Origin of the sequence: Streptomyces mangrovi (assembly GCF_900114215.1) — a bacterium.
Taxonomy (GTDB): domain Bacteria; phylum Actinomycetota; class Actinomycetes; order Streptomycetales; family Streptomycetaceae; genus Streptomyces; species Streptomyces barkulensis.
The window spans coordinates 29,515-53,100 of record NZ_FOSG01000031.1 but is presented as its reverse complement, the minus strand read 5'-3'; the positions used below and the strand labels follow the sequence as shown (position 1 = coordinate 53,100).

Sequence of the window (23,586 nt, the reverse complement as noted above, 5' to 3'; positions counted from 1 at the left end):
CGCTTCTCATCCTGAGCGCCAGGCGATCTCGATGGCGTGAACGGCGGCGACCGTGCGACCGATGCGGTTGGTGCTGCACCGGGCCTTGCGGAGGATCTGCCATTGCTTGAGGCGGGCGAAGGCGCGTTCGCCCGGAGCGCGCAGCCGGGCGTGGTTCCGGTTGTACTGCTGGTAGTGCTCGGGCAGGTCGTGGTGGCGGTGCTTCTGCGAGTAGTACGGCTCGTCCGCCGCGATGCGGTCGGTAGTGATCAGCGTGCCGTCGAGGATGACGAACCCCTCCGGCGGCAGCTCGCGCAGGGCCTCGTGCAGACTCGGGGCACGCTCGGCGAGGAGGTCGACCGTTTCGCTCACGTACCGGCCGGCGGTGGCGGTGGAGACGCCGAACCCCGCTGCGGCCTGGGCCAGGGTCTCGTTCTTGCGCAGGTGTACCAGGACCAGCAGGGCCTGCCGGAAGCAGCCCAGCTTCCGCCAGCGGGAGTTCAGCTCACACCTTCGGGCGTAGATGAGCCAGGAAACGTGCTCCACGACCTCGTGCGGGACGTCGAGCATGGCACGATACGGGACCAACAGGGCTCCTGTGTCGGGACGTTGGCGAGTGAGATCACCAGCCGCAGCGACCAGGAGCCCTGCCGCGTTACGGCCCCCGACCACCAGCCGTCATCACCCACGAGCCACAGGATGAGAAGCGTTCACTGACGGGACCTTTCCCGCTGACCTCGACCTTTCGTGACGGGGGCCCGTCAATCGAGCGGCCCTGTCTCACATTCGGTAGCGACGCTGAGCGGCTGGTGTCGTTGACGCTGTCAACGATCTGGCACGGGTGGCGTTCTCAGGGTTGTCGCCGTTGGTCATAGAAGACACGACGAACGAGGGGCCCAGATCGTGCTGCGGGCACGGACCCGCAGGGGAGGGCTGCGTGCCCGGATTGTGGGGTTAGTCCGGACCGGGCGCACGGGTACTGCTGGCGCCGTCTTGCGGATGTTCCGAGAGATGCGCGCCGGGTGGTGATCGAGGTGCGGGTGCGGCGCCCGGTATGCCCCGCCCTGGGGTGTCGGCAGACATTCCAGGAGCAGCTACCCGAGGCGGTGGCGCGGGAGTCAGCCGGCCCTGCCAGCGGTCGCCGTCTCCCGACACACCGCCCTGCGTGTCCTGGCGCGTCTGCCGCTGCCGACCCGGCCACCTGGAGGTGTGGCTCCGCGCGCGCCCCGGCGTGGAGGGCGTGTGCCGGGACGGCTCGGCCACCCACGCCGAGGCCATCCGCCGCGCTCTGCCCGAGGCCGTACAGGTCGCAGGCCGGTGGCACATCTGGCACGACTCAGCCGAGGTAGTCCGCACGGAGATTGCCGTGCACGGCATGTGCTGGGCCAAGACCGGGCTGCCCCTGGTCCAGGGCAAGCAGGCGGCCACAACCCACGAGCGCTGGCAGCAGATTCACGACCTGCGCGAGCGCGGAGTCGGCCCGCTGGAATGCGCACGCCGGCTGAACCTCGCCCTGAACACGGTCAAGCGCTACGACCGCGTCCCCGAGAGCCTCGTCCGCGCTCTGATGTACCGGCCCGCTCTGGTGGATCCCTACCGTGAGCATCTGCGTGGGCGGCGTGAGCGGAACCTTGCCCTCCCGGTCACCCACCTGCTGAGGGAGATCAAGGAGCTGGACTACACCGGCAGCGCCAACCTTCTGGTCCGCTACATCACCCAGGGCTGCGTCGAGGCCGACCGACCGGCGCTCTCACTCCGGTGCCTGGCCCATTACCTTCTCACCCGCCCCGGCCGTCTCAAGGACCACCGGCGCGGGCGGGTCGAGGCCGCCCGCGCCGCCGCCGATGCCGCCCTCCCCTGCCGTATCGCAATGGCGGTGCCAAAGGCGTCAACAGAAATCCAAGATGACCAGGCGTCAGATGTACGGCCTCGCGAGCTTCCCGCTACTTCGACACCGGATCCTGCTCGGCTGACGATCACACTCTGCCACCACCGGAAGTGAGACAGAGCCGCTCGTTTGACAGACCCGAATCCTCCCGGAGCCCGAGGAAGGCGGGCGGTACGAAGCGGCACGCGAGCACGGTATGCACGCGTTGCGGCACTTCTACGCGTCGGTGCTGCTGGACGCCGGGGAGAACATCAAGGCGCTGAGCACCTATCTCGGCCACTCCGACGCCGGCTTCACGCTGCGGGTGTACACGCACCTGATGCCGAGCAGCGAGGAGCGTACGAGGCGGGCCGTGGACAGCGTGTACGAGGGCGCCGTTTCACCGCCGGACGGCCCACAGACGGCCCAGGACGGGTGAAGCGACTCAGGGCCGACTGCGGTGTGCCGCCGGCCCTGAGTGTTGCCGTAACCGGAACTCCTCGCTGACCTGCGCTTACAGCACCGGCAGGGACTTGCGCAGCTCGAAGGCGGTGACCTCGGAGCGGTACTCCTCCCACTCCTGCTTCTTGTTGCGCAGGAAGAAGTCGAAGACGTGCTCGCCCAGGGTCTCGGCGACCAGTTCGCTGCGCTCCATCAGCGCGATCGCCTCGCCCAGGTTCTGCGGCAGCGGCTCGATGCCCATCGCGCGGCGTTCGGCGTCCGACAGCGCCCACACGTCGTCCTCGGCGCCGGCCGGAAGCTCGTAGCCCTCCTCGATGCCCTTCAGTCCGGCCGCGAGCAGCACCGCGTAGGCCAGGTAGGGGTTGGCGCCGGAGTCCAGGGAGCGCACCTCGATGCGGGTGGAGCCCATCTTGCCCGGCTTGTACATCGGCACGCGGATCAGCGCGGAGCGGTTGTTGTGCCCCCAGCAGATGTAGGAGGGCGCCTCGCCGCCGGCGCCCGCGGTGCGCTGGGCCCCGCCCCAGATGCGCTTGTAGGAGTTGACCCACTGGTTGGTGACGGCGGAGATCTCCCCGGCGTGCCTGAGCAGCCCGGCGATGAAGGAGCGGCCGACCTTGGAGAGCTGGTACTCGGCGCCGGACTCGTGGAAGGCGTTGCGGTCGCCCTCGAACAGCGACAGATGGGTGTGCATCCCGGAGCCGGGGAACTCCGAGAACGGCTTGGGCATGAAGGTCGCCTGCACCCCCTGTTCCAGCGCGACCTGCTTCATCACCAGCCGGAACGTCATGATGTTGTCGGCCGTCGACAGGGCGTCGGCGTACCGCAGGTCGATCTCCTGCTGCCCCGGGGCGCCCTCGTGGTGGGAGAACTCCACCGAGATGCCCATCGACTCCAGCATCGTGATCGCCTGGCGGCGGAAGTCCTGGCCGACGTGCTGCGGGGTGTGGTCGAAGTAGCCGGAGGAGTCGGCCGGGGTGGGCCGGGTGCCGTCCACCGGCTTGTCCTTGAGCAGGAAGAACTCGATCTCGGGGTGGGTGTAGAAGGTGAAGCCCAGGTCGGAGGTCTTGTTCAGGGCCCGCTTGAGGACGTAGCGGGGGTCGGCGTAGGAGGGGGAGCCGTCCGGCATCAGGATGTCGCAGAACATCCGCGCGGTGCCGGGGGCCTCGGCGCGCCAGGGCAGGATCTGGAAGGTGCTCGGGTCGGGCTTGGCGATCATGTCGGACTCGTAGACGCGGGCGAAGCCCTCGATCGCGGACCCGTCGAACCCCATGCCCTCGTCGAAGGCCTGCTCCAGCTCCGCCGGCGCGACGGCGACGGACTTCAGGAAGCCGAGCACGTCGGTGAACCACAGCCGGACGAACCGGATGTCGCGCTCTTCGAGCGTCCTGAGCACGAATTCCTGCTGCTTGTCCATGGTCACCCATCCTCGCTGGTCAGACGGCCCTTCCCCATGCCGCCCGGGAAGGGAGCGGCCCGCACACCAGTATCACGGTGAGGGGTTACCGTCACATTACGCCGACCCGGCCTCCGTGGACCTTCCCAGATAGGTGAGCGGGCCGGGGTCGGGCACCGCCAGCTCGTGGAAGCCGAGGCGGTCGTAGAAGCGCCGTGCGCCGGTGTTCACCGTCAGCATGCCCAGATGGACGCGCCCGGCCCCCTCCCGGCGCAGGGCGTCCAGCAGCGTGCGCATCAGCGCCCTCCCGTGCCCCGCGCGCTGGTACGCGGGGAGGATGTCGATGTGGAGGTGCGCCGGGTGGTCGGCGAGTTCGGGCAGCACCATCCGCTCGGGTGTGTACAGCAGCTCGGTCATCCGCTCGTCCGGTGTCACAGGCTGCCGCGCCCTCGGATGCCTGCCGGCCACCCGCGGCAGCCATTGACGGCGGAACGCCTCGGCGAACGCGGCGGTGTCGGCGGTGCCGATCGCGTACCCGACCGCGCGCCCGCCGTCGTCCAGCACGAAGGCCAGGTGCGGCGCGAGCCACACGTACGGGCCGGCGAAGAGGTCGCCCATCAGATCCGGGTCCCGGTAGATCCCCCGCGCGTCGCCGCCCGCGTCGGCGGTGCGCACGCACACGTCGTACACCGCCTCCCGGTCCCGCGCCCGGTACGGCCGTACGAACGGTCCGCCCCTGCCCTCGCCCACCGAGGCCTCCTTCCACCTACACTGGGAGCGCTCCCAGCATGACCGCACGAGCCCCGCGCGGCAACCCTCCGGGAGCGCTACCCCAGCCCCAGCACCCGGTCCACCTCCAGCGTCACCGGCGCGCCCACCGACTCCGGCAGGGTGAAGGACTCCCCGGGCGGATGTACCGCGTGCACGCGGTACTCCCCGTACTCCGGCTCGGTCAGCACATGCACCCGCCGGTTGCGGCGGTCGGCGATGACGTAGACGGGGATCCCGGCGATCGCATAGGCGGTGACCTTCTTCTTCAGGTCGTTGCCGTAGTTGGAGGAGGTGACCTCCAACACCATCCGGAAGACCGCGGGGTCGTAGCAGTTGTGCTCGACAAGGTGATCGACGAAGTCGGCGTCCACGACGGCGAGATCGGGAACGGCGTAGTCGAAGGGACCGTCCGGCAGCCAGACGCCCATGGCCTGGATCACCTTGCTTTCCCTGCCGTGCAGGGCTGCCAGGGCAAAGGTCAGGTCGGTCAACGACAGTCCATGGTGCCCGTCGGCGGGTGGTGTCACGGTGATCTCTCCCCCGATGATCTCGACGCGGTAGCCGGGGAGCTTCCGGGAGAGCTCCTCGGCTTCCTCCAGCAGGTTCGGCGCGTCGTCGCAGGGGTACTCGACTGCTGCGGCGGACATGGCATTCCTCCTGACGGCCGGTGGTCGAGGCCATCATCGTAAGCCGGAAGCCCCCACCACACCTGGGACCGAGACCTTCACCCGAACGGGTGCGACACGCGGTAGCCAGACCGGTCCCCGCCTCCCGGGATCGCGTCAGTACGACGATTAGACTGACCGCGTGCCTCAGCTACGACTCGCCCTGAACCAGATCGACTCCACCGTCGGCGACCTCGCCGGGAACGCGGACGCGGTCGTCCGCTGGACGCGGCACTCGGCCGAGCAGGGGGCGCACCTCGTGGCGTTCCCCGAGATGATGCTCACCGGCTACCCCGTCGAGGACCTGGCCCTGCGCCCGTCCTTCGTCCGCGCCAGCCGCTCCGCCCTCACCGCCCTCGCCGCCCGCCTGGCCGACGAAGGGCTCGGCGAACTCCCCGTGGTCGTCGGCTACCTCGACCGGGCGGAGGAGGCCCAGCCCCGCTACGGCCAGCCCGCCGGCGCGCCCCGGAACGCCGCGGCCGTCCTCCACGGGGGCGAGGTCGTGCTGACCTACGCCAAGCACCACCTTCCCAACTACGGGGTCTTCGACGAGTTCCGCTACTTCGTCCCCGGCGAGACCCTGCCCGTGGTCCGGGTCCACGGCGTCGACGTGGCCCTGGCGATCTGCGAGGACCTGTGGCAGGACGGCGGCCGGGTGCCCGCCGCCCGCGCCGCCGGGGCGGGCCTGCTGCTGTCCGTCAACGCCTCCCCCTACGAGCGGAACAAGGACGACACCCGCCTGGACCTGGTGCGCCGCCGGGCCCGCGAGGCCGGCTGCACCACCGCCTACCTGGCCATGGTCGGCGCCCAGGACGACCTGGTCTTCGACGGCGACTCGATCGTCGTCTCCGCCGACGGCGAGGTCATCGCGCGGGCCCCGCAGTTCGAGGAGGGTTGCGTCGTCCTCGACCTCGACCTGCCCGCCGCCGCGCCCGAACCCCCCTCCGGCAACGTCTCCGACGGCCTGCGCATCGAACACCGCCCCCTCTCCGCCGTCCCCCTCCCCGCGTACGAGCCGCAGGTCACCGGCGCGGAGGCCCCCCGCATGGACGACGACGAGGAGATCTACACCGCCCTCGTCACGGGCCTGCGCGCCTACGTCCTGAAGAACGGTTTCCGCTCGGTGCTCATCGGGCTGTCCGGCGGCATCGACTCCGCTCTCACCGCCGCCATCGCCTGCGACGCGATCGGCCCGGAGAACGTGTACGGCGTCTCCATGCCCTCGCGCTACTCCTCGGAGCACTCCAGGGACGACGCGGCGGAGATGGCCCGCCGCACCGGCCTCAACTTCCGCACCGTACCGATCGCCCCGATGTTCGACGCCTACATGGACTCGCTCCACCTCACCGGCCTGGCGGAGGAGAACCTCCAGGCACGGCTGCGCGGCACCCTGCTGATGGGCCTGTCCAACCAGGAGGGCCACATCGTGCTCGCGCCGGGCAACAAGTCCGAGCTGGCCGTCGGCTACTCGACCCTCTACGGCGACTCGGTCGGCGCGTACGGCCCGATCAAGGACGTCTACAAGACGACCGTCTTCCGCCTCGCCCTCTGGCGCAACAAGGCCGCCGCCGAGCGCGGCGAGACCCCGCCGATCCCGGAGAACTCCATCTCCAAGCCGCCGAGCGCGGAGCTGCGCCCGGACCAGGTGGACACCGACTCCCTCCCCGACTACGACGTCCTGGACCGGATCCTGGAGCTGTACGTGGACCTGGACCGGGGCCGGGAGGAGATCATCGCCGAGGGCTTCGACGAGGAGACCGTCACCCGCGTCCTGCGCATGACGGACACCGCCGAGTACAAGCGGCGGCAGTACCCGCCGGGCACGAAGATCTCCGCGAAGGGCTTCGGCAAGGACCGCCGCCTGCCGATCACCAACCGCTGGCGCGAAACCGGCTGACCCCGTCCCCACAACGGCGGGCGCCCCACCACCGGGGCGCCGGCGCCGTGTCCGGGGAACAACGGGGCTCCGGACCTCGCCCGTTCCGCCCCAGCGAGCCCCCGGCCGCCGGACGGCCGACCGCCGGAGGGGCGGGGAGGGCCGCCCACCAGCACTCGAGTGACAGCGGAAGAGAACCGGACAGAGGCCACCCACCAGCACCCGGGCGACGGCGGGAGGGGACGGGGAGGGGCGGACGTTCCGGACACTCAAGCATGATTTGTGGCCAATAGGCGCTCCACCCGACGGTGCACGGCAACGGCCGTAAATCATGCCGTCCGGAATGTTCGCCCCGGACCGGCCCCGCCCCCACACGCACCCGGCCCCCGCCCCACCTCACGCCCCGCCGCCCACGGCGGAACCGGCCCCGCTCTCAGCGAACCCCGGCCCCACCCCGGCTACCCGCCTCCTCCCGCGAACCGGCCTCACGCGCACCCGCCCCGCGCGAACCCGCCCCGCGAGCCACCACCCGCGACCGCCGCCCGGCCGGCGCCCCCCGGCCCACCCGGCCCACCCGGCCCACCCGGTCCAGCACCCCCGCCACCACGGCGATCACCAGCCCCACCACCGCCAGGCCCGCGCCCACCAGCGCCGGGGACGTCCACCCCCAGCCCGCCGCGATGGCCGTACCACCGGCCCACGCACCGCCCGCGTTGGCCAGGTTGAACGCGGAGTGGTTGGAGGCCGCGGCGAGCGTCGGCGCGTGGCGCGCCTTCTCCATCACGAGCATCTGCAGCGGCGTGGTGGTCATGAACCCCACCGCACCGATCACCACCACGGTCGCCATCGCCGCCCACGGCACGTGGACGGTGAACCGGAACGCCACCAGCACCAGCGCCAGCGCACCCAGCGCCCCGTACAGCGTGGGCCGCAGCGCGCGGTCGGTCAGCGGCCCCGCGGCCAGCGCACCCAGCGTCATGCCGACACCGAAGAGAGCCAGCACGACCGTCACCGACGACTCGGCCATCCCCGTGACCTCGGTGACCATCGAGGCCAGGTAGCTGTAGAGGGCGAAGACGCCCGCGAACCCGAAGACGGCCGTCAGCAGTCCGAGCAGCACCTGCCGGTCCCCCAGCGCCCGCACCTCGCGGCGCAGTTCACGCACCACGCCGCCACCGGCACCCCGCCGCTCCAGCGGCAGACACGGCACCAGCGCCGCCAGCGCCCCCATCGCGACCAGCCCGATCACGGTGACGACCAGGAACGTCGCACGCCACCCCAGTTGCTGCCCCAGTGCCGTGCCACCGGGCACGCCGACGATGTTGGCCACGGTCAGCCCCAGGAACATCGTGGCCACGGCCCGCGCCTGCCGGCCCTCCCGCACCAGGCGGGCGGCGACGACCGCGCCGACGCCGAAGAACGCGCCGTGCGGCAGCCCGGCCAGCACCCGTCCGGCCAGCAGTGTGCCGTAGCCGGGAGCGAGGGCGGAGGCGAGGTTGCCGATGGTGAACAGGCCCATCAGGGCGATGAGCATCCGCCTGCGCGGGACGCGGACCCCGACGGCGGCCAGGAGCGGGGCGCCGATGACGACACCGATGGCGTAGGCGGAGACGAGATGGCCGGCGGCGGGTACGGAGACGCCCAGGTCGTCCGCGACGTTGGGCAGCAGGCCCATCATCACGAACTCGGTGGTGCCGATCCCGAAGGCCGCGACCGCGAGAGCGAGCAGGGCCAGGGGCATGGGAGAGCCTTTCGACGCGAGGGGTGGGTGCGCAGCAGACGCAGGGCACAGGAAGCGGAACCGGCCCGAACCGGTCCGCCCCGGACACGACCAAGTCTCGCAGCTTTTTGTTCCGGCACAAAACAAATAGGTGACAGCCGTGCCACAAACAGCGGACGGGTCGCCCCGTACGGGGCGACCCGTCCTCCGGAACCCTCGATCGGGCCCTTACCAGCTCACCGACGCCGCCAGCGGCAGATGGTCACTGCCGGTCGGCGGCAGCGCCCACGACGACACCGGCTCGACCCCCTTCACCATGATCTGGTCGATCCGGGCCATCGGGAACGACGCGGGCCAGCTGAACCCGAACCCGTCACCCGCCGCGCCCTGCGTGGAGCGCATCTGCGAGGTGACGGACGCCAGCGCCCGGTCGTTCATCGTCCCGTTGAGGTCGCCCAGCAGCACCACCCGCCCGACGGACTCCGCCACGATGGCCTCGCCCAGCAGGTCGGAGGCGACATCGCGCTGGCGGGCGGTGAACCCCGCCTCGAACCTCACCCGCACCGACGGCAGGTGCGCGCCGTACACGGCGACGTCCCCCCTCGGCGTGCCGACGGTGGCGCGCATCGCCCGCGTCCAGCCGATGCCGATGTCCACCGGCCGGGCGTCGTCGATCGGGTACTTGCTCCACAGCCCGACCGTGCCCAGCACCACGTGGTGGGGGTAGGCGTCCGCCAGCGCCTTCTCGTACTCCGCCACCGACCGGCCCGGCAGCTCCTGGAGGGACAGCACCTCGGCGCCGCTGCGCGCCAGCTGCCGCGCCGTACCGGCGGGGTCGGGGTTGTCGGCGTTGACGTTGTGGGTGACCACGGTCAGGTCTCCGCCGTCGGCGCGCTTGTCGGTGACCAGACCGCCGAACATGTGGGTCCAGACCACCGCGGGCAGCAGCAGCGCCACCAGCGCGGTGGCCGAACGGCGCAGCAGCCCGGCCAGGAGCAGCAGGGGGATCGCCAGACCGGCCCACGGCAGGAAGGTCTCCAGCAGGCTGCCCAGGTTGCCGACCCGGTTGGGCATCCGGGAGTGCAGCGCCATCAGCAGCGCGACCAGCACGGCCAGCAGCGCGAGCAGCAGGCCGCGGCGCCACCGGCCCTCGCCGCCCGCCCGGGCGATCGCGCGCCGGAGGCGGGCGACGAAGGAGGGGGCGGGGCCGGGGCGCCCGTCCACCTCGCCCCGCGACGTCTGCGACTCCGCCTCGGTCATGTACGCCCGTGCCATCCGCCGTCCTCACTTGCCGTCATCGCGAGGCCGCTGCCCCGGTCCGGCGTCCGGGTGGCGGCCGGTCTTGCTTGCCGGGCGCGCCGCACCGGGCGGCCCGTACACCTGTACGTCTGCCAGGACGAACGCGGTCCTGTGGCGGGTTCCTGACCTTTCGGCAGCACCCGCCACTGTAACGAAACACGCACATTCCGGCACGGCGCACAGCCCCGCACGCACGTACGCGCGCCCACGCGTCCCCACCGGGAACGCGCCGGCCCTCTCACTCCCCTCACCCCCTCTGCCGCGTCAGCCGCGCGGCCGGGCGCCGTCCAGCACCCCGTCCACGATCTGCTCGGCCAGCCCCTCGGGCAACTGCCTCCACTCGTGCAGCAGCGCCCGCGACAGCATCGGCCCGGTGAACAGCTCCCCCAGCAGCCCGACATCCAGGTCCGCGCGGATCCCGCCCTCGGCCACGCCGCGCCGCAGCACCGCGTGCAGCGTCTCGCGCCGGGCGCGGATCACGGTGTCGTGGTAGGCCTGCCACAGCCTCGGACGGCTGTGGAAGTGGCTCATCATGGTGCGCAGCAGCGCCGAGTCCCGCTTGGCCAGGCCCTTGCGCCGCAGCCCCTCCAGGATCTCCACCAGATCCTCCCGCACACAGTCGCCGCGCACCTCGGCCTGGGGCTCGTCCAGGGCCCGCATGACGTCCAGCAGCAGTTCGTCCCTGCCCGGCCAGCGGCGGTAGACGGTCGCCTTGCCCACGCCCGCCTCGCGGGCGATCCCCTCCATGGACAGCGCGCCGACGCCGGCCCCGCGCTCCAGCAGCCGCAGCGCTGCCGCGATGATCGCCCGGTCCGCGGCCGCGCTGCGCGGCCTGCCGCGCACGGCGCGCACCTCCCCGGCCCCCTCCCCCCTCACCGCTCCACCTCCGGCTGCGCCTTCAGGGCCTCCCGCCCGCGCCCCGCCACGGGCACGCCCACCCCCTCGCTCCGCCCTTCCTCCCCGTCGCCCCTCCCGCCCGGCGCGCTCCGCCTGCCCGGCATGAACAGCGCGACGACCACCGCACCGGCCAGGGCGACAGCGGCGGAGGCCACGACCGTGATGTGCATGGCGTGGACGAACGCCTCGTCGGCCCGTTCGGTCAGCGCCCGGCCCGCCGGGCCCATCCGCTCGGCCAGCGTCCGGGTGGCCTCGATGGACTCGCCCGCCGCGTGCCGGGCGTTCTCCGACAGGCCCGGCAGCCCGGCCAGTTCGCCGTCGATCCGGCCCCGGTAGGCCGCCGAGAGCAGCGAGCCGAGCACCGCGACGCCCAGCGCGCCGCCGACCTGCCGGAAGATGTTGTTGACCGCCGAGCCGGAGCCGGCTCTCTCGCGCGGCAGCGACTGCATGATCGTGACCGTGACGGGCGGCGTGACGTGCGCCATCCCGGCGCCCTGGACGACGAAGAGGACCTCCAGGACCCAGATCGGGGTGTCGGTGCCGAGCAGCACGAAAGCCGCCATGGTCGCGGCGACCGCCAGCAGGCCGGCCGCGCAGGTGGCCCGGGCGCCGAAACGCTTCACGGCCAGCTCCGCCCGGGAGGCGAAGAAAAGCTGCGAGGCGGCGAGCGGGAGCAGCAGCAGACCGGTCTGGAAGGGTGTGTAGCCGCGCACGCTCTGGGTGTAGAAGACCATGAAGAACGTCACGCCCATCAGCGCGAAGAACACCAGCGCCACGGCGGTGACGGCGGCCGAGAAGGCAGGCTCGCGAAAGTACCGCACGTCCAGGGCCGGGTGCCGGCTGTGTCTCTCGTGGAGCACGAAGCCTGCCAGGACCGCGAGGCCGCCGCCCACCGTGAGCAGCACCTCGGGGTCGGTGAAGTCGGCGAGCTGCCCGCCCTTGATGATGCCGTACACCAGCAGCACCAGGCCGACGACCGACAGCAGTACGCCCGGGATGTCGGGGCGGCCGGGCGCGGGGTCCCTGGAGTCGGGGACCAGCACGGCCATCGCGATCAGCGCGACGATCACGATGGGCACGTTGACCATGAAGACCGAGCCCCACCAGAAGTGCTCCAGCAGCAGGCCGCCGGTGGCCGGCCCCACGGCGATGGCCACGCCGACGCCCCCGGTCCAGATCCCCATGGCCCTGGGCTGCTCGTCGCGTTCGAAGACGTTCATCAGGACGGCGAGCGTGGAGGGCATCACCAGGGCGCCGCCGACGCCCATCAGCGCGCGGAAGGCGATCAGCTCGCCGGGCGAGCCGGACAGTCCGGCCAGCACCGAGCCGACGCCGAACAGCACCAGGCCCGCCAGCAGCACCCGCTTGCGCCCGTAGCGGTCACCGAGCAGGCCCGAGGTGAACAGCAGCCCCGCGAAGACGAGCGTGTAGGAGTTCACCGCCCATTCCAGCTGGCCGTGGGTGGCGCCGAGTCCGGTGGGGGGCGGGGTCGCGAGGGTCCTCATCGCGACGTTGAGGATCGAGTTGTCCAGTACGACGATCAGCAGGCTGAGCATCAGGACGGCCAGGATCGCCCAGCGCCTGCGGTGCACGGCCTCCGGGGTCACCGAACACGGCGGCGCTTCGGAATCAACTGCACTCATCGCCACAGATTAGGACATTTGCGATACGAACCCGTCTCGTATCGCTACGCGCTCCCCCGTGTCGCGCCGCGGCGGCCCCTCTTCCCTCCCGCCCGGCGGTAGTGCCACCATGGACGCGGATCCGGGGACGCCGTGAGGGCGCCTCGAGACGACGAACACAGGAGCCGGCGCAATGACGCATGCCCAGCAGGCAGCCGACAGCAGCAAGGCGCTGTACGGCGGAACGCAGCAGCGACGCATCACCGTGAGGGACCTGGCCGCCGCCAAGGAGCGCGGCGAGAAGTGGCCCATGCTCACCGCGTACGACGCGATGACCGCGTCCGTCTTCGACGAGGCGGGCATCCCCGTCCTGCTCGTCGGGGACTCGGCGGGCAACTGCCACCTCGGCTACGACACCACGGTGCCCGTCACCATGGAGCAGATGGCCATGATGTCCGCCGCCGTCGTACGCGGCACCCGGCGGGCGATGGTCGTCGCCGACCTCCCCTTCGGCTCGTACCAGGAGGGCCCCGTCCAGGCCCTGCGCAACGCCACCCACCTGGTGAAGGAGGCCGGCGCCGGCGCGGTGAAGCTGGAGGGCGGCGAGCGCTCGCTGGCCCAGACCGAGCTGCTCGTGCGGTCCGGCATCCCCGTGATGTCCCACCTGGGCCTGACCCCGCAGTCGGTCAACGCGCTGGGCGGCTACTACGTCCAGGGCCGCGGCGACGAGGCCGCCCACCAGCTCCTGCGCGACGCCAAGGCCGCCCAGGACGCCGGCGCCTTCGCCCTCGTCATGGAGATGGTGCCGGCCGAGCTGGCCGCCGAGGTCACCCGCTCCCTGAGCATCCCCACTATCGGCATCGGCGCCGGCCCGGACTGCGACGCCCAGGTGCTGGTCTGGACGGACATGGCCGGCATGACGCAGGGCCGGATGCCGCGCTTCGTCAGGCAGTACGCGCGGCTGCGCGAGACGCTCGGCGACGCGGCACGCGAGTTCGCCCAGGACGTGGTCGGCTCCGCCTTCCCCACCGAGGAGCACACCTTCCACTGACCGGCGGCGGCCGGCCCTCCCCCACCGGCCGACACCGGTCCTCCCGCGGCGGCCCGCCGACGGCCTTCCCCCGGCCCGTCGGCGGGCCGCCCGTTATGTTCGGCCGTACCCGGATACCCGCCACGGCGCACGGACAGGCCACGAGGAAGGAGACACTCCCGTGAAGATGCCAGTACGGCGCGGAGAGGGCACGCAGCGTCCGGGACGGCAGCAGCCGGGCTGGGGCCGGTACGACCCGCGCAGCGAGTTCGAGAACCTGTGGTCCGAGGTGGGCCGGTTCTTCCAGCAGGGCACCACGCCCACCGGTGAGCGGCCCTGGGTGCCGCTGGTCGAGGAGGAGGAAGCCGAGGACGCCTATCTGGTGCGGGCCGAACTGCCCGGCGTCCCGCGCGAGAACGTCTCGGTGGAGCTGGACGCCAACGAGCTGCACATCACCGGCGAGCTCGAGGAGGAGCACCACGGGAAGGTGCTCAGTCGCCGCACCGGCCGGTTCTCCTACCGCACCATGGTCCCGCACGACATCGACGAGGACGCGGTCTCCGCCGACCTGGCCGACGGGGTGCTCACCGTACGCATCCCGAAGTCGCCCCAGGGCAAGCGGCGCACGATCGACATCAGCGCGCAGTAGGCCGGCCGGGGCACGGGCCCCGGCTCGTGCCCCGCCGCCCGCGCCGGGTACGGTCTGGCCCCATGAACAGACAGGTCAGCCCCGTGTTCCTGGGGCTCGTCACCGTCATGGGGGTGTCGGCCTGGGGCGTGTGGGCGGGCTACGCGGCGAGCACCGGTTTCGCGGTGTTCCTCTTCGTCGTCTCGGCCTGGATCGTCTCCCTGTGCCTGCACGAGTACGCGCACGCGCGCACCGCGCTGCACGGCGGCGACATATCCGTCGGGATCAAGGGCTATCTCACCCTCAACCCCCTCAAATACACCCACGCGATGCTGAGCATCGTCCTGCCCGTGGTCTTCGTGATCATGGGCGGCATCGGCCTCCCCGGCGGCGCGGTGTTCATCGAGCGCCACCGCATCCGCGGCCGGCTGGGGCACAGCCTGATCTCGGCGGCCGGCCCCCTGGTCAACGCCGCCCTCGCCCTCGCCCTGGTCACGCCCTTCCTGCTGGGCCTGCTGGACGACGCGCCGATCGCGTTCCGCTGCGCACTGGCCTTCCTGGCGATGCTCCAGGTCACGGCCGCGATCCTCAACTTCCTGCCCGTCCCCGGACTGGACGGCTACGGCGTCATCGAACCCTGGCTCTCGCCCAGGGCCCGCCGCCAGATGGAGCCCTTCGCGCCCTTCGGTCTCCTCGCGGTCTTCGCCTGCCTGTGGATCCCGGAGGTCAACGCCGTCTTCTGGAACGGCGTCGACGCCGTGATGGGGGCTCTGGGCGTCTCCTGGCAGGAGGTGGCCTACGGGCTGCGGTACTTCCGCTTCTGGGAGGGCGAGCCCCAGAACGTCTTCATCCCCTACTGATGCCGTTCGCCTCGGCCGCGGCCCGCTCCAGCCTGGCACGGCGCACGTAGTACCAGGCCATGTTGGACGACAGTCCGGCCAGCAGGACCCAGACGATCCCCACCGGCCAGGCCCCCCGGACGAAGGACACCACCGCCGCCACGACGGCGAGGCCGCAGACGACCAGGGTGAACAGGGGGAGTCGTCGGGTCGGGGACGAGGGGGCCATGGGGGCGGGCTCCTGAGGGTGCGGCGTTACGACGGTCCCCATTGTCCCCCATCCGCCCCCACACCCCCCGCGCCGGGGCCGCCCACCCACCGGCGGAACCCGCCACCGCGCCGGCCCACCGGCGTGGCCGGCACCCCCGCCGCACCGGCCACACGCCCGCAGCTGGGGCTCGCGCCCCTACCCACTCGCACCTCGGACAACGGGCCGGTATCGGCCCAGCCCGCACCACCATGGACCCGCAGCCGGGCGACGGCGGGAGGGGACGGGGAGGGGCGGACGTTCCGGACACTTGGGGTTCCCCATGCCGGAGGCCAGGGGCGTGATTTGCGGGCAATAGGAGTTCCAGAGAGCGGTGCACGCCCAGGCCCGTAAATCATGCCGTCCGGAATGTTCGCCCCGGACCGGCCCCGACCCCCGCACGCACCCGGCCCCCACCGCACCCCGGCCCGTAAACCCTGGCAGGATCGGAGCATGACCTCGAACGATGCTTCCGCAGACGCCCCGAAGAAGGCCCCCGCCAAGGACCCCTGGGAGCTGCCGGACGTCTCCGGCCTGGTGGTCGGCGTGCTGGGCGGCACCGGCGACCAGGGCCGCGGTCTGGCGTACCGGCTGGCCCGGGCCGGCCAGAAGGTGATCCTCGGTTCGCGGACCGCCGAGCGCGCACGGGCCGCGGCCGGGGAGTTGGGCCTGGGCGTGGAGGGCACCGACAACGCCGAGTGCGCACGCCGCAGCGACGTGGTGATCGTCGCGGTGCCGTGGGAGGGGCACGCCGCCACCCTGGAGAGCCTGCGCGAGGAGCTGACGGGCAAGCTCGTCGTGGACTGCGTCAACCCGCTCGGCTTCGACAAGAAGGGCGCCTACGCGCTGAAGCCGGAGGAGGGCAGCGCCGCCGAGCAGGCCGCCGCCCTGCTGCCGGACTCGCGGGTGACCGCGGCCTTCCACCACCTGTCGGCCGTCCTGCTCCGGGACCCGGAGATCGAGGAGATCGAGACCGACGTGATGGTGCTCGGGGAGGTGCGGGCCGACTGCGAGATCGTCCAGGCGCTGGCGGGGCGCATCCCGGGGATGCGTGGCGTGTTCGCCGGCCGGCTGCGCAACGCGCACCAGGTGGAGTCGCTGGTGGCCAACCTGATCTCGGTCAACCGGCGGTACAGGGCGCACGCGGGCGTACGGCTCACCGACATCTGAGCGTGTGCCGGGGTGCGGTGGGGGCCGGGGTGCGTACGGGGGTCGGGGCCGGTCCGGGGTGACGCGGGCCCGTCGCCCGGCTGCGAGTGTGCGGTCGGCGCGGGGACGGTGCCGGGTTCCGCGCCAGTGGCCGGGTGCGGCGCCGGGCGCCGCTCACTCCGTCTCGTCCCGCGGGGCGGGCTCGTTCCAGCGCGGATCGTTCTCCCACCGCTCGTTGCGCTCGCGGGCCGTGTCCATCGCCTGCTCGGCCTCGGCGCGGGTCGCGTAAGGGCCCAGGCGTTCCCTGGCCGGGCACTCGGGGCCCTCCTCGACCGTGTGGTGGGACAGGCAGTAGAACCACTCGCCGGACTTGCCGGTCGCCTTGCGTTTGAACAGTGCCATGTGATCCATGCTGCCCCGCCGGGACGTCACCTATCACGGTTAGACTCGCGCACATGTCTGGCCAGTCGCTTCTCGTTCCCGGCACCCTCTCCCCGCACCGCGGTGTGCCCGCCTCGATCCCCCGCCCGGAGTACGTGGGCAAGGACGCCCCGACGCCGTACACCGGTCCCGAGGTGCAGGACGCCGAGACGGTCGAGAAGATGCGGATCGCGGGGCGGATCGCCGCCCGCGCCATGGCGGAGGCCGCGAAGCACATCGCTCCCGGCGTGACCACCGACAAGCTGGACGAGGTCGCGCACGAGTACCTGTGCGACCACGGCGCCTACCCCTCGACGCTGGGGTACCGGAAGTTCCCCAAGTCGCTGTGCACCTCGGTCAACGAGGTCATCTGTCACGGGATTCCGGACTCCACCGTCCTGCGGGACGGCGACATCGTGAATCTGGACGTGACGGCGTACATCCACGGTGTGCACGGCGACAACAACGCCACTTATCTGTGCGGGGAGGTGGACGAGGAGTCGCGGCTGCTGGTGGAGCGGACGCGCGAGTCGCTGAACCGCGCGATCAAGGCGGTGCGGCCGGGCCGGCAGATCAATGTCATCGGCCGGGTCATCGAGTCGTACGCCAAGCGCTTCGGTTACGGGGTGGTGCGCGACTTCACCGGGCACGGCATCAACAGCTCGTTCCACTCGGGGCTGATCATCCCCCACTACGACGACCCGCGGGCGACGACGGTGATGAAGCCGGGCATGACGTTCACCATCGAGCCGATGCTGACGCTGGGCACCCACGAGTGGGACATGTGGGAGGACGGCTGGACGGTGGTGACCAAGGACCGCAAGCGCACGGCGCAGTTCGAGCACACTCTCGTGGTCACCGGCTCGGGGGCGGAGATCCTGACACTGCCCTGACGGTTTTCCGACAAGCTGTCGGCAAGACGTTGACTTGCGGGCCCGGTCGGCGAGAATCGGTCGGGTCCGGCGGTGCTCCCGTGGTGCCGTCCTCTCATGTCGTCTGGTCCCCGGAGGCCCGCCTTGGTCGCGTCCGCCACGACTCCGTTCTCCGTCCTCATCCGTGAGGCCTCCCGGCAGCAGCACACGGAGGCGGAGGGTTCCGCGTTCATGGGCGCCCTGCTGGGCGGCAGGCTGGGGGTGGAGGCCTACCGGCGCTACACCGAGCAGCTCTGGTTCGTCTACCGCGCCCTGGAGGACGGGGCGGAGGGGCTGGCCGGCGATCCGGTGGCAGGACCGTTCCTGCGTCCCGAGCTGGCCCGTACCGCCGCCCTGGAGCGCGATCTGACCCATCTGCACGGCGGGGAGGGCTGGCGCGGGTCGCTGGCCCCGCTGCCGGCGACGGCCGCGTACGCCGGGCGGATCACCGAGCTGGTGTGCCAGTGGCCCGGTGGCTATGTCGCGCACCACTACACGCGTTATCTGGGCGATCTTTCCGGCGGCCAGATCATCCGGGGGAAGGCCGAGAAGACCTGGGGGTTCGCGCGCAAGGGTGACGGTGTGCGCTTCTACGTCTTCGAGGGGATCGACAACCCGGCCGCGTTCAAGCGCGAGTACCGGGCGGCGCTGGACGCGGTGCCGGCGGACGATCTGGAGAAGCAGCGGATCGCCGAGGAGTGCCGTCGCGCCTTCGCGCTGAACAGCGCCGTCTTCCGCGAGCTGGGTGAGGAGTTCCCGCTCAGCGCCTGAGGGTTCCGGAACCGATTCGTGTCACACCTCTTGACGCGGCATCGGCGGCGGCGGTTGGTTGGGAGCGCTTCCACACCAGACCGCCGGCCCTCGCGCCGCGCCGGTCTGACATCGTTGTCAGCCATACGGTTCACTGGAGTGACAGATGAGACCACGCACCACCCGCGGGGCCGCCGTCTCCGGCGCCCTGCTCGGCTTACTGCTGCCGCTGGCCGGCCTGGGCCAGACCGCGCAGGCCGCGTCCGGGACCACCGGGAGCACTGCCGCCACCGGCCTCCACGTCAGCGGCGGGCGCCTGCTGGAGGGCAACGGGAACGACTTCGTGATGCGGGGCGTCAACCACGCCCACACCTGGTACACCGGCGAGCTCGACTCCCTGGCCCACATCAAGGCCAAGGGCGCCAACACCGTGCGGGTCGTGCTCAGCAGCGGCGACCGCTGGACACGCAACGACGCCTCCGACGTGGCGAACGTCGTCTCCGAGTGCAAGGCCAACCGCCTCATCTGCGTGCTGGAGGTGCACGACACCACCGGCTACGGCGAGCAGAGCGGCGCGGCCTCCCTGGACCAGGCCGCCGACTACTGGATCAGCGTCAAGAGCGCGCTGGAGGGCCAGGAGGACTACATCGTCGTCAACATCGGCAACGAGCCGCACGGCAACAGCGGTTACGAGAACTGGGCCGACGACACCAGGGGCGCCATCGGTAAGCTGCGCGACGCCGGGTTCGACCACGCGCTGATGGTCGACGCCCCCAACTGGGGCCAGGACTGGTCGTTCACCATGCGCGACAACGCCGCGTCGGTCTTCGCCGCCGACCCCGACCGCAACACGATGTTCTCCGTCCACATGTACGGCGTCTTCGACACCGCCGCCGAGGTGCGCGACTACCTGGGCCGCTTCACCGACGCCGGACTGCCGATCCTGGTGGGCGAGTTCGGGCACGACCACAGTGACGGCAACCCGGACGAGGACGCGATCCTGGCGACCACCGAGCAGCTCGGCCTGGGCTACCTGGGCTGGTCCTGGAGCGGCAACGGCGGCGGCGTCGAGTACCTGGACATGGTCGAGGGCTTCGACCCGGACGCCATGACGAGCTGGGGCGAGCGCCTGTTCAACGGCGCGAACGGCATCGCCGCGACCGCGAAGGAGGCCACCGTCTACGGCGGCTCCGGCGGCGACCCGGGCGACACCACCGCCCCCACCCGGCCGGGCACCCCGGTGGCCTCCGACGTGTCCGCCGGAGGCGTCACCCTGTCCTGGGGCGCCTCCACCGACGACACCGGGGTGACCGCGTACGACGTGGTGCGCGTCGAAGGTGCTTCCGAGACCGCCGTGCGGAGCGTCACCGGCACCTCGGCGCAGCTCACCGGGCTGACGGCCGGCACCTCCTACACCTTCGCCGTGTACGCGCGGGACGCGGCCGGCAACCGCTCCGAGCGCTCGGCGACGGTGGACGTCACCACCAGCCGGGGCGGCGACCCCGCGCCGGGCGCCTGCTCGGTCGGCTACAGCATCGTCGGCCAGTGGCAGGGCGGCTTCCAGGGCGAGGTGACCGTCCGCAACACCGGCACGTCCGCGATCAGCGGCTGGACACTGGGCTGGCGGTTCGCCGACGGCCAGACCATCACCAACATGTGGGGCGGCACCCCGAGCCGGAGCGGGGCGGCCGTCACCGTCGAGCCCGCCTCGTACACCGCGGACATCCCGGCGGGCGGCTCGGTGACCATCGGCTTCACCGGCACCTGGAACGGCGCCAACACCGCTCCGGAGGCGTTCACGCTCGACGGCGCCGACTGCACGGTGTCCTGACGCGGCAGATGTGACGGCTGCCCGGCCCCTCCCCTTCGGACCGGCCGAACCGGCCCGGGGCGGGGCCGGGTTGGCCGTGTCCCGGGCCCGGCCCCTCCCGTCGCCCGCCCCCCGCGGAGCACCGGTAGGGTTCGGGCCGGGGAAGCCTCGTGATGGTCCGGGAGGGGTCGAGGAGAGTGCGGACGAAGGCGCGTGGGCTCAGACGTGCGGTGGTGCTCGCGGCGGCGCTGGCCGCTGTGGCGGTACTGCCGGGCTGCGTCACGGTGCACGGCGAGAGGGCCGTGGTCCCGGCGGTGACCGAGGCGGAGGCGGCGAAAGCCCTCGACCGCTTCGCCGAGACCAACAACGAGGCCAACCGCACCAACGACGCCGCCCTGAACGCCACCATCGAGACGGGCGCGCTGGGCGCCGTCGACCAGGCCGGGCTGCGGGCCCGCCGCACCGTCCACCCGGACGGCACACCCGACCACCGGGACCTGGAACTGACCGACGCCCGCTTCCTGATACCGCGGCAGGCGGGCTGGCCGAAGTTCTTCGTCGCCGACACCGCCTCCAGCCAGAGCCCCGGCAAGCGCTGGCTGCTGGTCTTCACCCGCGACGGTGTCGAGGAGAAGTGGAAGGTGTCGTATCTGTCGGTGCTGGACGCCTCCGCCATGCCGGAGTTCGCCGAGGACGGCGAGGGCCACGTCGAGGCCGTCCCCGCCGGCGCGTCGGCCCGGCTGGCCGTCGCGCCGAAGGATCTGGGCGAGGCGTACACGGACTATCTGCGCGAGGGCGGCGACGCCTTCGCCGACGGGCCGGCCACCAGCGGCCTGCGACAGGAGCGGAAGAAGACGGCGGCGAGCCCGGGCGCCCGCACCCAGTGGGCCGACCTCCCGGCCCGGGACGCGCGGTTCGCGCCGGTGGGGCTGCGCACCGAGGACGGCGGGGCGCTGGTGTTCTTCACCACTCACCACCAGATGCGGCAGACCGTGCCCCAGGGCTACAAGCCGCAGGTCAAGGACCCCTACGTCAAGGCCCTGATGGAGGGCACACCGCAGCAGTCGGTGACGTACATCCGCCTGGGCCTCCAGACGGCGGCCGTGCCCGCGGCCGAAGCCGGCGATCCGAAGGTCGAGCTGGTCTACCGCCTCCAGCGTCTGACGAGGGCCAAGGGCGAGTGAGCCCTACGGCGCGCCCGGCGGCCCGGTGGTGACCCGGGCCCCGGCGCGTCAGCGCACCGGCCAGGGGGCGGCGTGGTCCGGCTCCTCCTGCGCGTGCGTGGCGCAGGCGTCCGTCAGCGCCTCCAGCATCGTCAGCGGGTCGGGCAGCGGGCGCTCGGGGGCGCGCAGCCAGCCCACCGCCGAATCGGAGTCGTCGCCGGGCAGCCGGGCGGGGGGTACGAGCACGTAGCTGCCGCGGCAGTGCCACCGCAGGCCCGGGTGGTCCTCCAGGGTCTCGGGGTGGCAGTCCAGCTCGCACGGCCACCACTCGTCCTCGTCGTCCGGGGTGCCGCGGGTGGCGGTGAAGAACAGCATCCGCCCCGTCCGGGGGTCGGTGCCGCACACCGCCACCGGCCCGACCTCGACGCCCTCGGCCTCCAGCCGCTCCAGTGCGGCCCGCCCCGCGTCCACGGGCACGTCCAGCACGTCCTGGGTGCGGCCGGTGGCGGTGATGAAGTTGGCCGACGGCTGGCCGGCGGCCCAGCGGGCGATCTGCTCGGGGTCGGTGGTGGCCTGCGTCTGCCAGGCGAAGGAGACCGGGTGCCGGCCGGGGGTGGGGCAGCCGATCCGGTCGCAGGAGCAGCCGTAGCCCTCGGGGTGCGCGGCGGGCGCCAGGGGGAAGCCGGCGGCGGCGGCCGTCAGCAGCAGGTCCTCCCGGACGCGGGCCGCTTCCTGCGCGGCGCTCGCGTGCGCGCCGCCGCGGGAGCGTCGGCGCAGCCACCGGGAGAATCTGCTTTCGCGTTCCATCGGACTCCTAGTGCTGGGACCACCGGCCTCGGCCTGTGGGGGAATCGCTTCCCTGGTTTGCGGTGCTCGGCCGGTCCCGCGGGGCGTCGGGGCGGGCCGGGCAGCGACCTCCGGCTGAAAGAGCCCCTCCTCGCGGGAGGGGAGCGGAGACCGCGTACCGCCCCACGCGCGACCGAAACCGTGGGTTTCGAGGGTACGAAACCGAGCGCCTTCGGCCGGGCGGAATCCGCGGATCCCGGACGGCCTTCTCCATCCTGCTCCTTCCGCGCCCCCGATGAGTAATCGAACGGTGGTCGCGATGGTCACAGCCCGGCGGGCCGGCGGGTCCGCCCGGCCCGCCGGGAGACCGTCCTGCTCCGTACAGCGGAAATCCTCCTCCCGGACAGGACAGGGAGGCCCGGCCGGGTGGACCATGTGCTGACACAGCGCGACACCTCCGGCACACAGCGATCCTGTGAGGAGCCCTTTCGTGTACACACCCCGCCGCTATCTGATGTGCCCACCGGCGTACTTCGCGGTCACCTACTCCATCAACCCGTGGATGGATCCCGCCAAGCCCGTGGACCTCCCGCTGGCCGTGGCCCAGTGGGAGGCCCTGCGCGACACCTACCGCTCGCTCGGCCACACCGTCGAGGAGCTGGCGCCCGACCCGGAGCTGCCCGACATGGTGTACGCCGCCAACGGCGCGCTCGTCGTGGACGGCCGGGTGCTGGGCGCCCGCTTCGCCCATCCGGAGCGGGCACGGGAGGCCGCGGTGCACCGGGAGTGGTACCGGGCGCACGGCTTCGCCGAGGTGCGCGAGCCGGAGCACGTCAACGAGGGCGAGGGGGACTTCGCCGTCACCGCCTCCTGGCTGCTGGCCGGGCGCGGCTTCCGCAGCAGTCCGCTGTCCCATCCGGAGGCGCAGGAGTTCTTCGGCCGCCCGGTCGTCGGCCTGGACCTGGTGGACCCGCGCTTCTACCACCTGGACACGGCGCTGTGCGTGCTGGACGACACCCGCGACGACGCGGTCATGTACTACCCGCAGGCGTTCTCGCCCGGCAGCCGGGCGGTGCTGGCCCGGCTCTTCCCCGACGCGATCACCGCCGGGGAGGCCGACGCCCGCGCCTTCGGTCTGAACGCGGTCAGCGACGGGCGCCATGTGCTGCTGCCGCAGGCGGCGGTGGGGCTGTTCGGGCCGCTGCGCGAGCGCGGTTACGAGCCGGTCGGCGTCGATCTGGGGGAGCTGCTCAAGGGCGGCGGCAGTGTGAAGTGCTGCACGGCGGAGCTGCGCGGCTGATC

General features: G+C 72.1%; 21 protein-coding genes and 2 pseudogenes. 12 read left to right on the top strand and 11 right to left on the bottom strand.

The annotated features are described in order from the left end of the window. Positions 1-6 precede the first annotated feature (6 nt). Positions 7-549, bottom strand: coding sequence for a transposase family protein (locus BM237_RS27320; RefSeq protein WP_093852421.1), 543 nt, complete (start codon positions 547-549; stop codon positions 7-9). Between the two features lie 262 nt (positions 550-811). On the opposite strand from BM237_RS27320, the pseudogene BM237_RS27315 reads away from it, so the two are divergent. Together BM237_RS27315 and BM237_RS27310 are read left to right on the top strand one after the other, a co-directional pair. Then, a pseudogene (locus BM237_RS27315) lies at positions 812-1,952 on the top strand (transposase). A gap of 57 nt (positions 1,953-2,009) precedes the next feature. Then, positions 2,010-2,285 (top strand): annotated as a pseudogene (locus BM237_RS27310) (tyrosine-type recombinase/integrase); the annotation flags it as partial. Positions 2,286-2,360: 75 nt separating this feature from the next. Here BM237_RS27310 and glnA read toward each other — a convergent pair. The 3 genes from glnA to BM237_RS27295 form a co-directional block, all read right to left on the bottom strand. Further along, positions 2,361-3,722: a type I glutamate--ammonia ligase gene (glnA, locus tag BM237_RS27305; RefSeq protein ID WP_093852419.1), complete on the bottom strand. Its 1,362-nt coding sequence runs from the start codon at positions 3,720-3,722 to the stop codon at positions 2,361-2,363. A gap of 96 nt (positions 3,723-3,818) precedes the next feature. Continuing rightward, positions 3,819-4,451, bottom strand: coding sequence for a GNAT family N-acetyltransferase (locus BM237_RS27300; RefSeq protein ID WP_093852418.1), 633 nt, complete (start codon positions 4,449-4,451; stop codon positions 3,819-3,821). Positions 4,452-4,528: 77 nt separating this feature from the next. Next, positions 4,529-5,119, bottom strand: a complete 591-nt coding sequence (locus BM237_RS27295; protein ID WP_093852417.1) for a Uma2 family endonuclease — start codon at positions 5,117-5,119, stop codon at positions 4,529-4,531. A gap of 160 nt (positions 5,120-5,279) precedes the next feature. Between BM237_RS27295 and BM237_RS27290 the strand changes: the two genes are divergently transcribed. Continuing rightward, a complete protein-coding gene (locus BM237_RS27290) occupies positions 5,280-7,034 on the top strand; it encodes an NAD+ synthase (protein WP_093852416.1) in 1,755 nt (584 codons plus the stop codon). 412 nt (positions 7,035-7,446) lie between these two features. Here BM237_RS27290 and BM237_RS27285 read toward each other — a convergent pair whose 3' ends face one another. From BM237_RS27285 to BM237_RS27270, 4 genes are all read right to left on the bottom strand, one after another. Then, the gene (locus tag BM237_RS27285; RefSeq protein ID WP_093852415.1) at positions 7,447-8,754 is read right to left on the bottom strand and encodes an MFS transporter; all 1,308 of its coding nucleotides are present in this window, start codon (positions 8,752-8,754) and stop codon (positions 7,447-7,449) included. 207 nt (positions 8,755-8,961) lie between these two features. Further along, positions 8,962-10,008, bottom strand: coding sequence for an endonuclease/exonuclease/phosphatase family protein (locus tag BM237_RS27280; protein ID WP_093852414.1), 1,047 nt, complete (start codon positions 10,006-10,008; stop codon positions 8,962-8,964). A 288-nt stretch (positions 10,009-10,296) separates the two neighbouring features. Continuing rightward, complete coding sequence (locus BM237_RS27275; RefSeq protein WP_093852413.1) at positions 10,297-10,908, bottom strand: TetR/AcrR family transcriptional regulator; 612 nt, start codon at positions 10,906-10,908, stop codon at positions 10,297-10,299. Then, complete coding sequence (locus BM237_RS27270) at positions 10,905-12,572, bottom strand: MFS transporter (RefSeq protein WP_093852412.1); 1,668 nt, start codon at positions 12,570-12,572, stop codon at positions 10,905-10,907. Before BM237_RS27270 ends, BM237_RS27275 begins: the two co-directional genes overlap by 4 nt. Before the next feature lie 172 nt (positions 12,573-12,744). On the opposite strand from BM237_RS27270, the gene panB reads away from it, so the two are divergent. The 3 genes from panB to BM237_RS27255 all read left to right on the top strand — a co-directional run bounded on the left by panB (position 12,745) and on the right by BM237_RS27255 (position 15,069). Further along, positions 12,745-13,602: a 3-methyl-2-oxobutanoate hydroxymethyltransferase gene (gene panB / locus BM237_RS27265; RefSeq protein ID WP_093852411.1), complete on the top strand. Its 858-nt coding sequence runs from the start codon at positions 12,745-12,747 to the stop codon at positions 13,600-13,602. A gap of 166 nt (positions 13,603-13,768) precedes the next feature. Then, positions 13,769-14,230, top strand: a complete 462-nt coding sequence (locus BM237_RS27260; RefSeq protein WP_093852428.1) for an Hsp20/alpha crystallin family protein — start codon at positions 13,769-13,771, stop codon at positions 14,228-14,230. A gap of 62 nt (positions 14,231-14,292) precedes the next feature. Next, complete coding sequence (locus BM237_RS27255; RefSeq protein WP_093852410.1) at positions 14,293-15,069, top strand: site-2 protease family protein; 777 nt, start codon at positions 14,293-14,295, stop codon at positions 15,067-15,069. Here the strand turns inward: BM237_RS27255 and BM237_RS27250 are convergent. Further along, complete coding sequence (locus BM237_RS27250; protein WP_093852409.1) at positions 15,056-15,277, bottom strand: hypothetical protein; 222 nt, start codon at positions 15,275-15,277, stop codon at positions 15,056-15,058. The genes BM237_RS27255 and BM237_RS27250 overlap by 14 nt on opposite strands. 471 nt (positions 15,278-15,748) lie before the next feature. On the opposite strand from BM237_RS27250, the gene npdG reads away from it, so the two are divergent. After that, positions 15,749-16,465, top strand: a complete 717-nt coding sequence (npdG, locus tag BM237_RS27245) for an NADPH-dependent F420 reductase (RefSeq protein ID WP_093852408.1) — start codon at positions 15,749-15,751, stop codon at positions 16,463-16,465. Between the two features lie 153 nt (positions 16,466-16,618). On the opposite strand, the gene BM237_RS27240 is transcribed toward npdG, so the two are convergent. Further along, entirely contained in the window at positions 16,619-16,846 is a 228-nt protein-coding gene (locus BM237_RS27240; RefSeq protein WP_093852407.1) for a hypothetical protein, read from the bottom strand. 53 nt (positions 16,847-16,899) lie between these two features. On the opposite strand from BM237_RS27240, the gene map reads away from it, so the two are divergent. From map to BM237_RS27220, 4 genes are all read left to right on the top strand, one after another. Next, positions 16,900-17,757, top strand: coding sequence for a type I methionyl aminopeptidase (gene map, locus BM237_RS27235; RefSeq protein WP_093852406.1), 858 nt, complete (start codon positions 16,900-16,902; stop codon positions 17,755-17,757). Positions 17,758-17,880: 123 nt separating this feature from the next. Continuing rightward, positions 17,881-18,546 carry a biliverdin-producing heme oxygenase gene (locus tag BM237_RS27230; RefSeq protein ID WP_175541152.1) on the top strand — a complete coding sequence of 222 codons (666 nt, stop codon included), beginning with the start codon at positions 17,881-17,883 and terminating at the stop codon, positions 18,544-18,546. 145 nt (positions 18,547-18,691) lie between these two features. Next, positions 18,692-20,356 (top strand): cellulase family glycosylhydrolase, encoded by a 1,665-nt coding sequence (locus BM237_RS27225; protein ID WP_093852404.1) that lies wholly within the window; start codon positions 18,692-18,694, stop codon positions 20,354-20,356. Between the two features lie 176 nt (positions 20,357-20,532). Further along, complete coding sequence (locus BM237_RS27220) at positions 20,533-21,519, top strand: SCO2278 family lipoprotein (protein ID WP_245794074.1); 987 nt, start codon at positions 20,533-20,535, stop codon at positions 21,517-21,519. A gap of 48 nt (positions 21,520-21,567) precedes the next feature. Here BM237_RS27220 and BM237_RS27215 read toward each other — a convergent pair whose 3' ends face one another. After that, on the bottom strand, positions 21,568-22,305 hold the full coding sequence (locus tag BM237_RS27215) for a bifunctional DNA primase/polymerase (protein WP_093852402.1): 738 nt from the start codon (positions 22,303-22,305) through the stop codon (positions 21,568-21,570). A gap of 469 nt (positions 22,306-22,774) precedes the next feature. Here BM237_RS27215 and ddaH point away from each other — a divergent pair, with 469 nt between their 5' ends. Then, on the top strand, positions 22,775-23,584 hold the full coding sequence (gene ddaH / locus BM237_RS27210) for a dimethylargininase (RefSeq protein WP_412719961.1): 810 nt from the start codon (positions 22,775-22,777) through the stop codon (positions 23,582-23,584). The last annotated feature ends 2 nt before the right edge of the window (positions 23,585-23,586 follow it).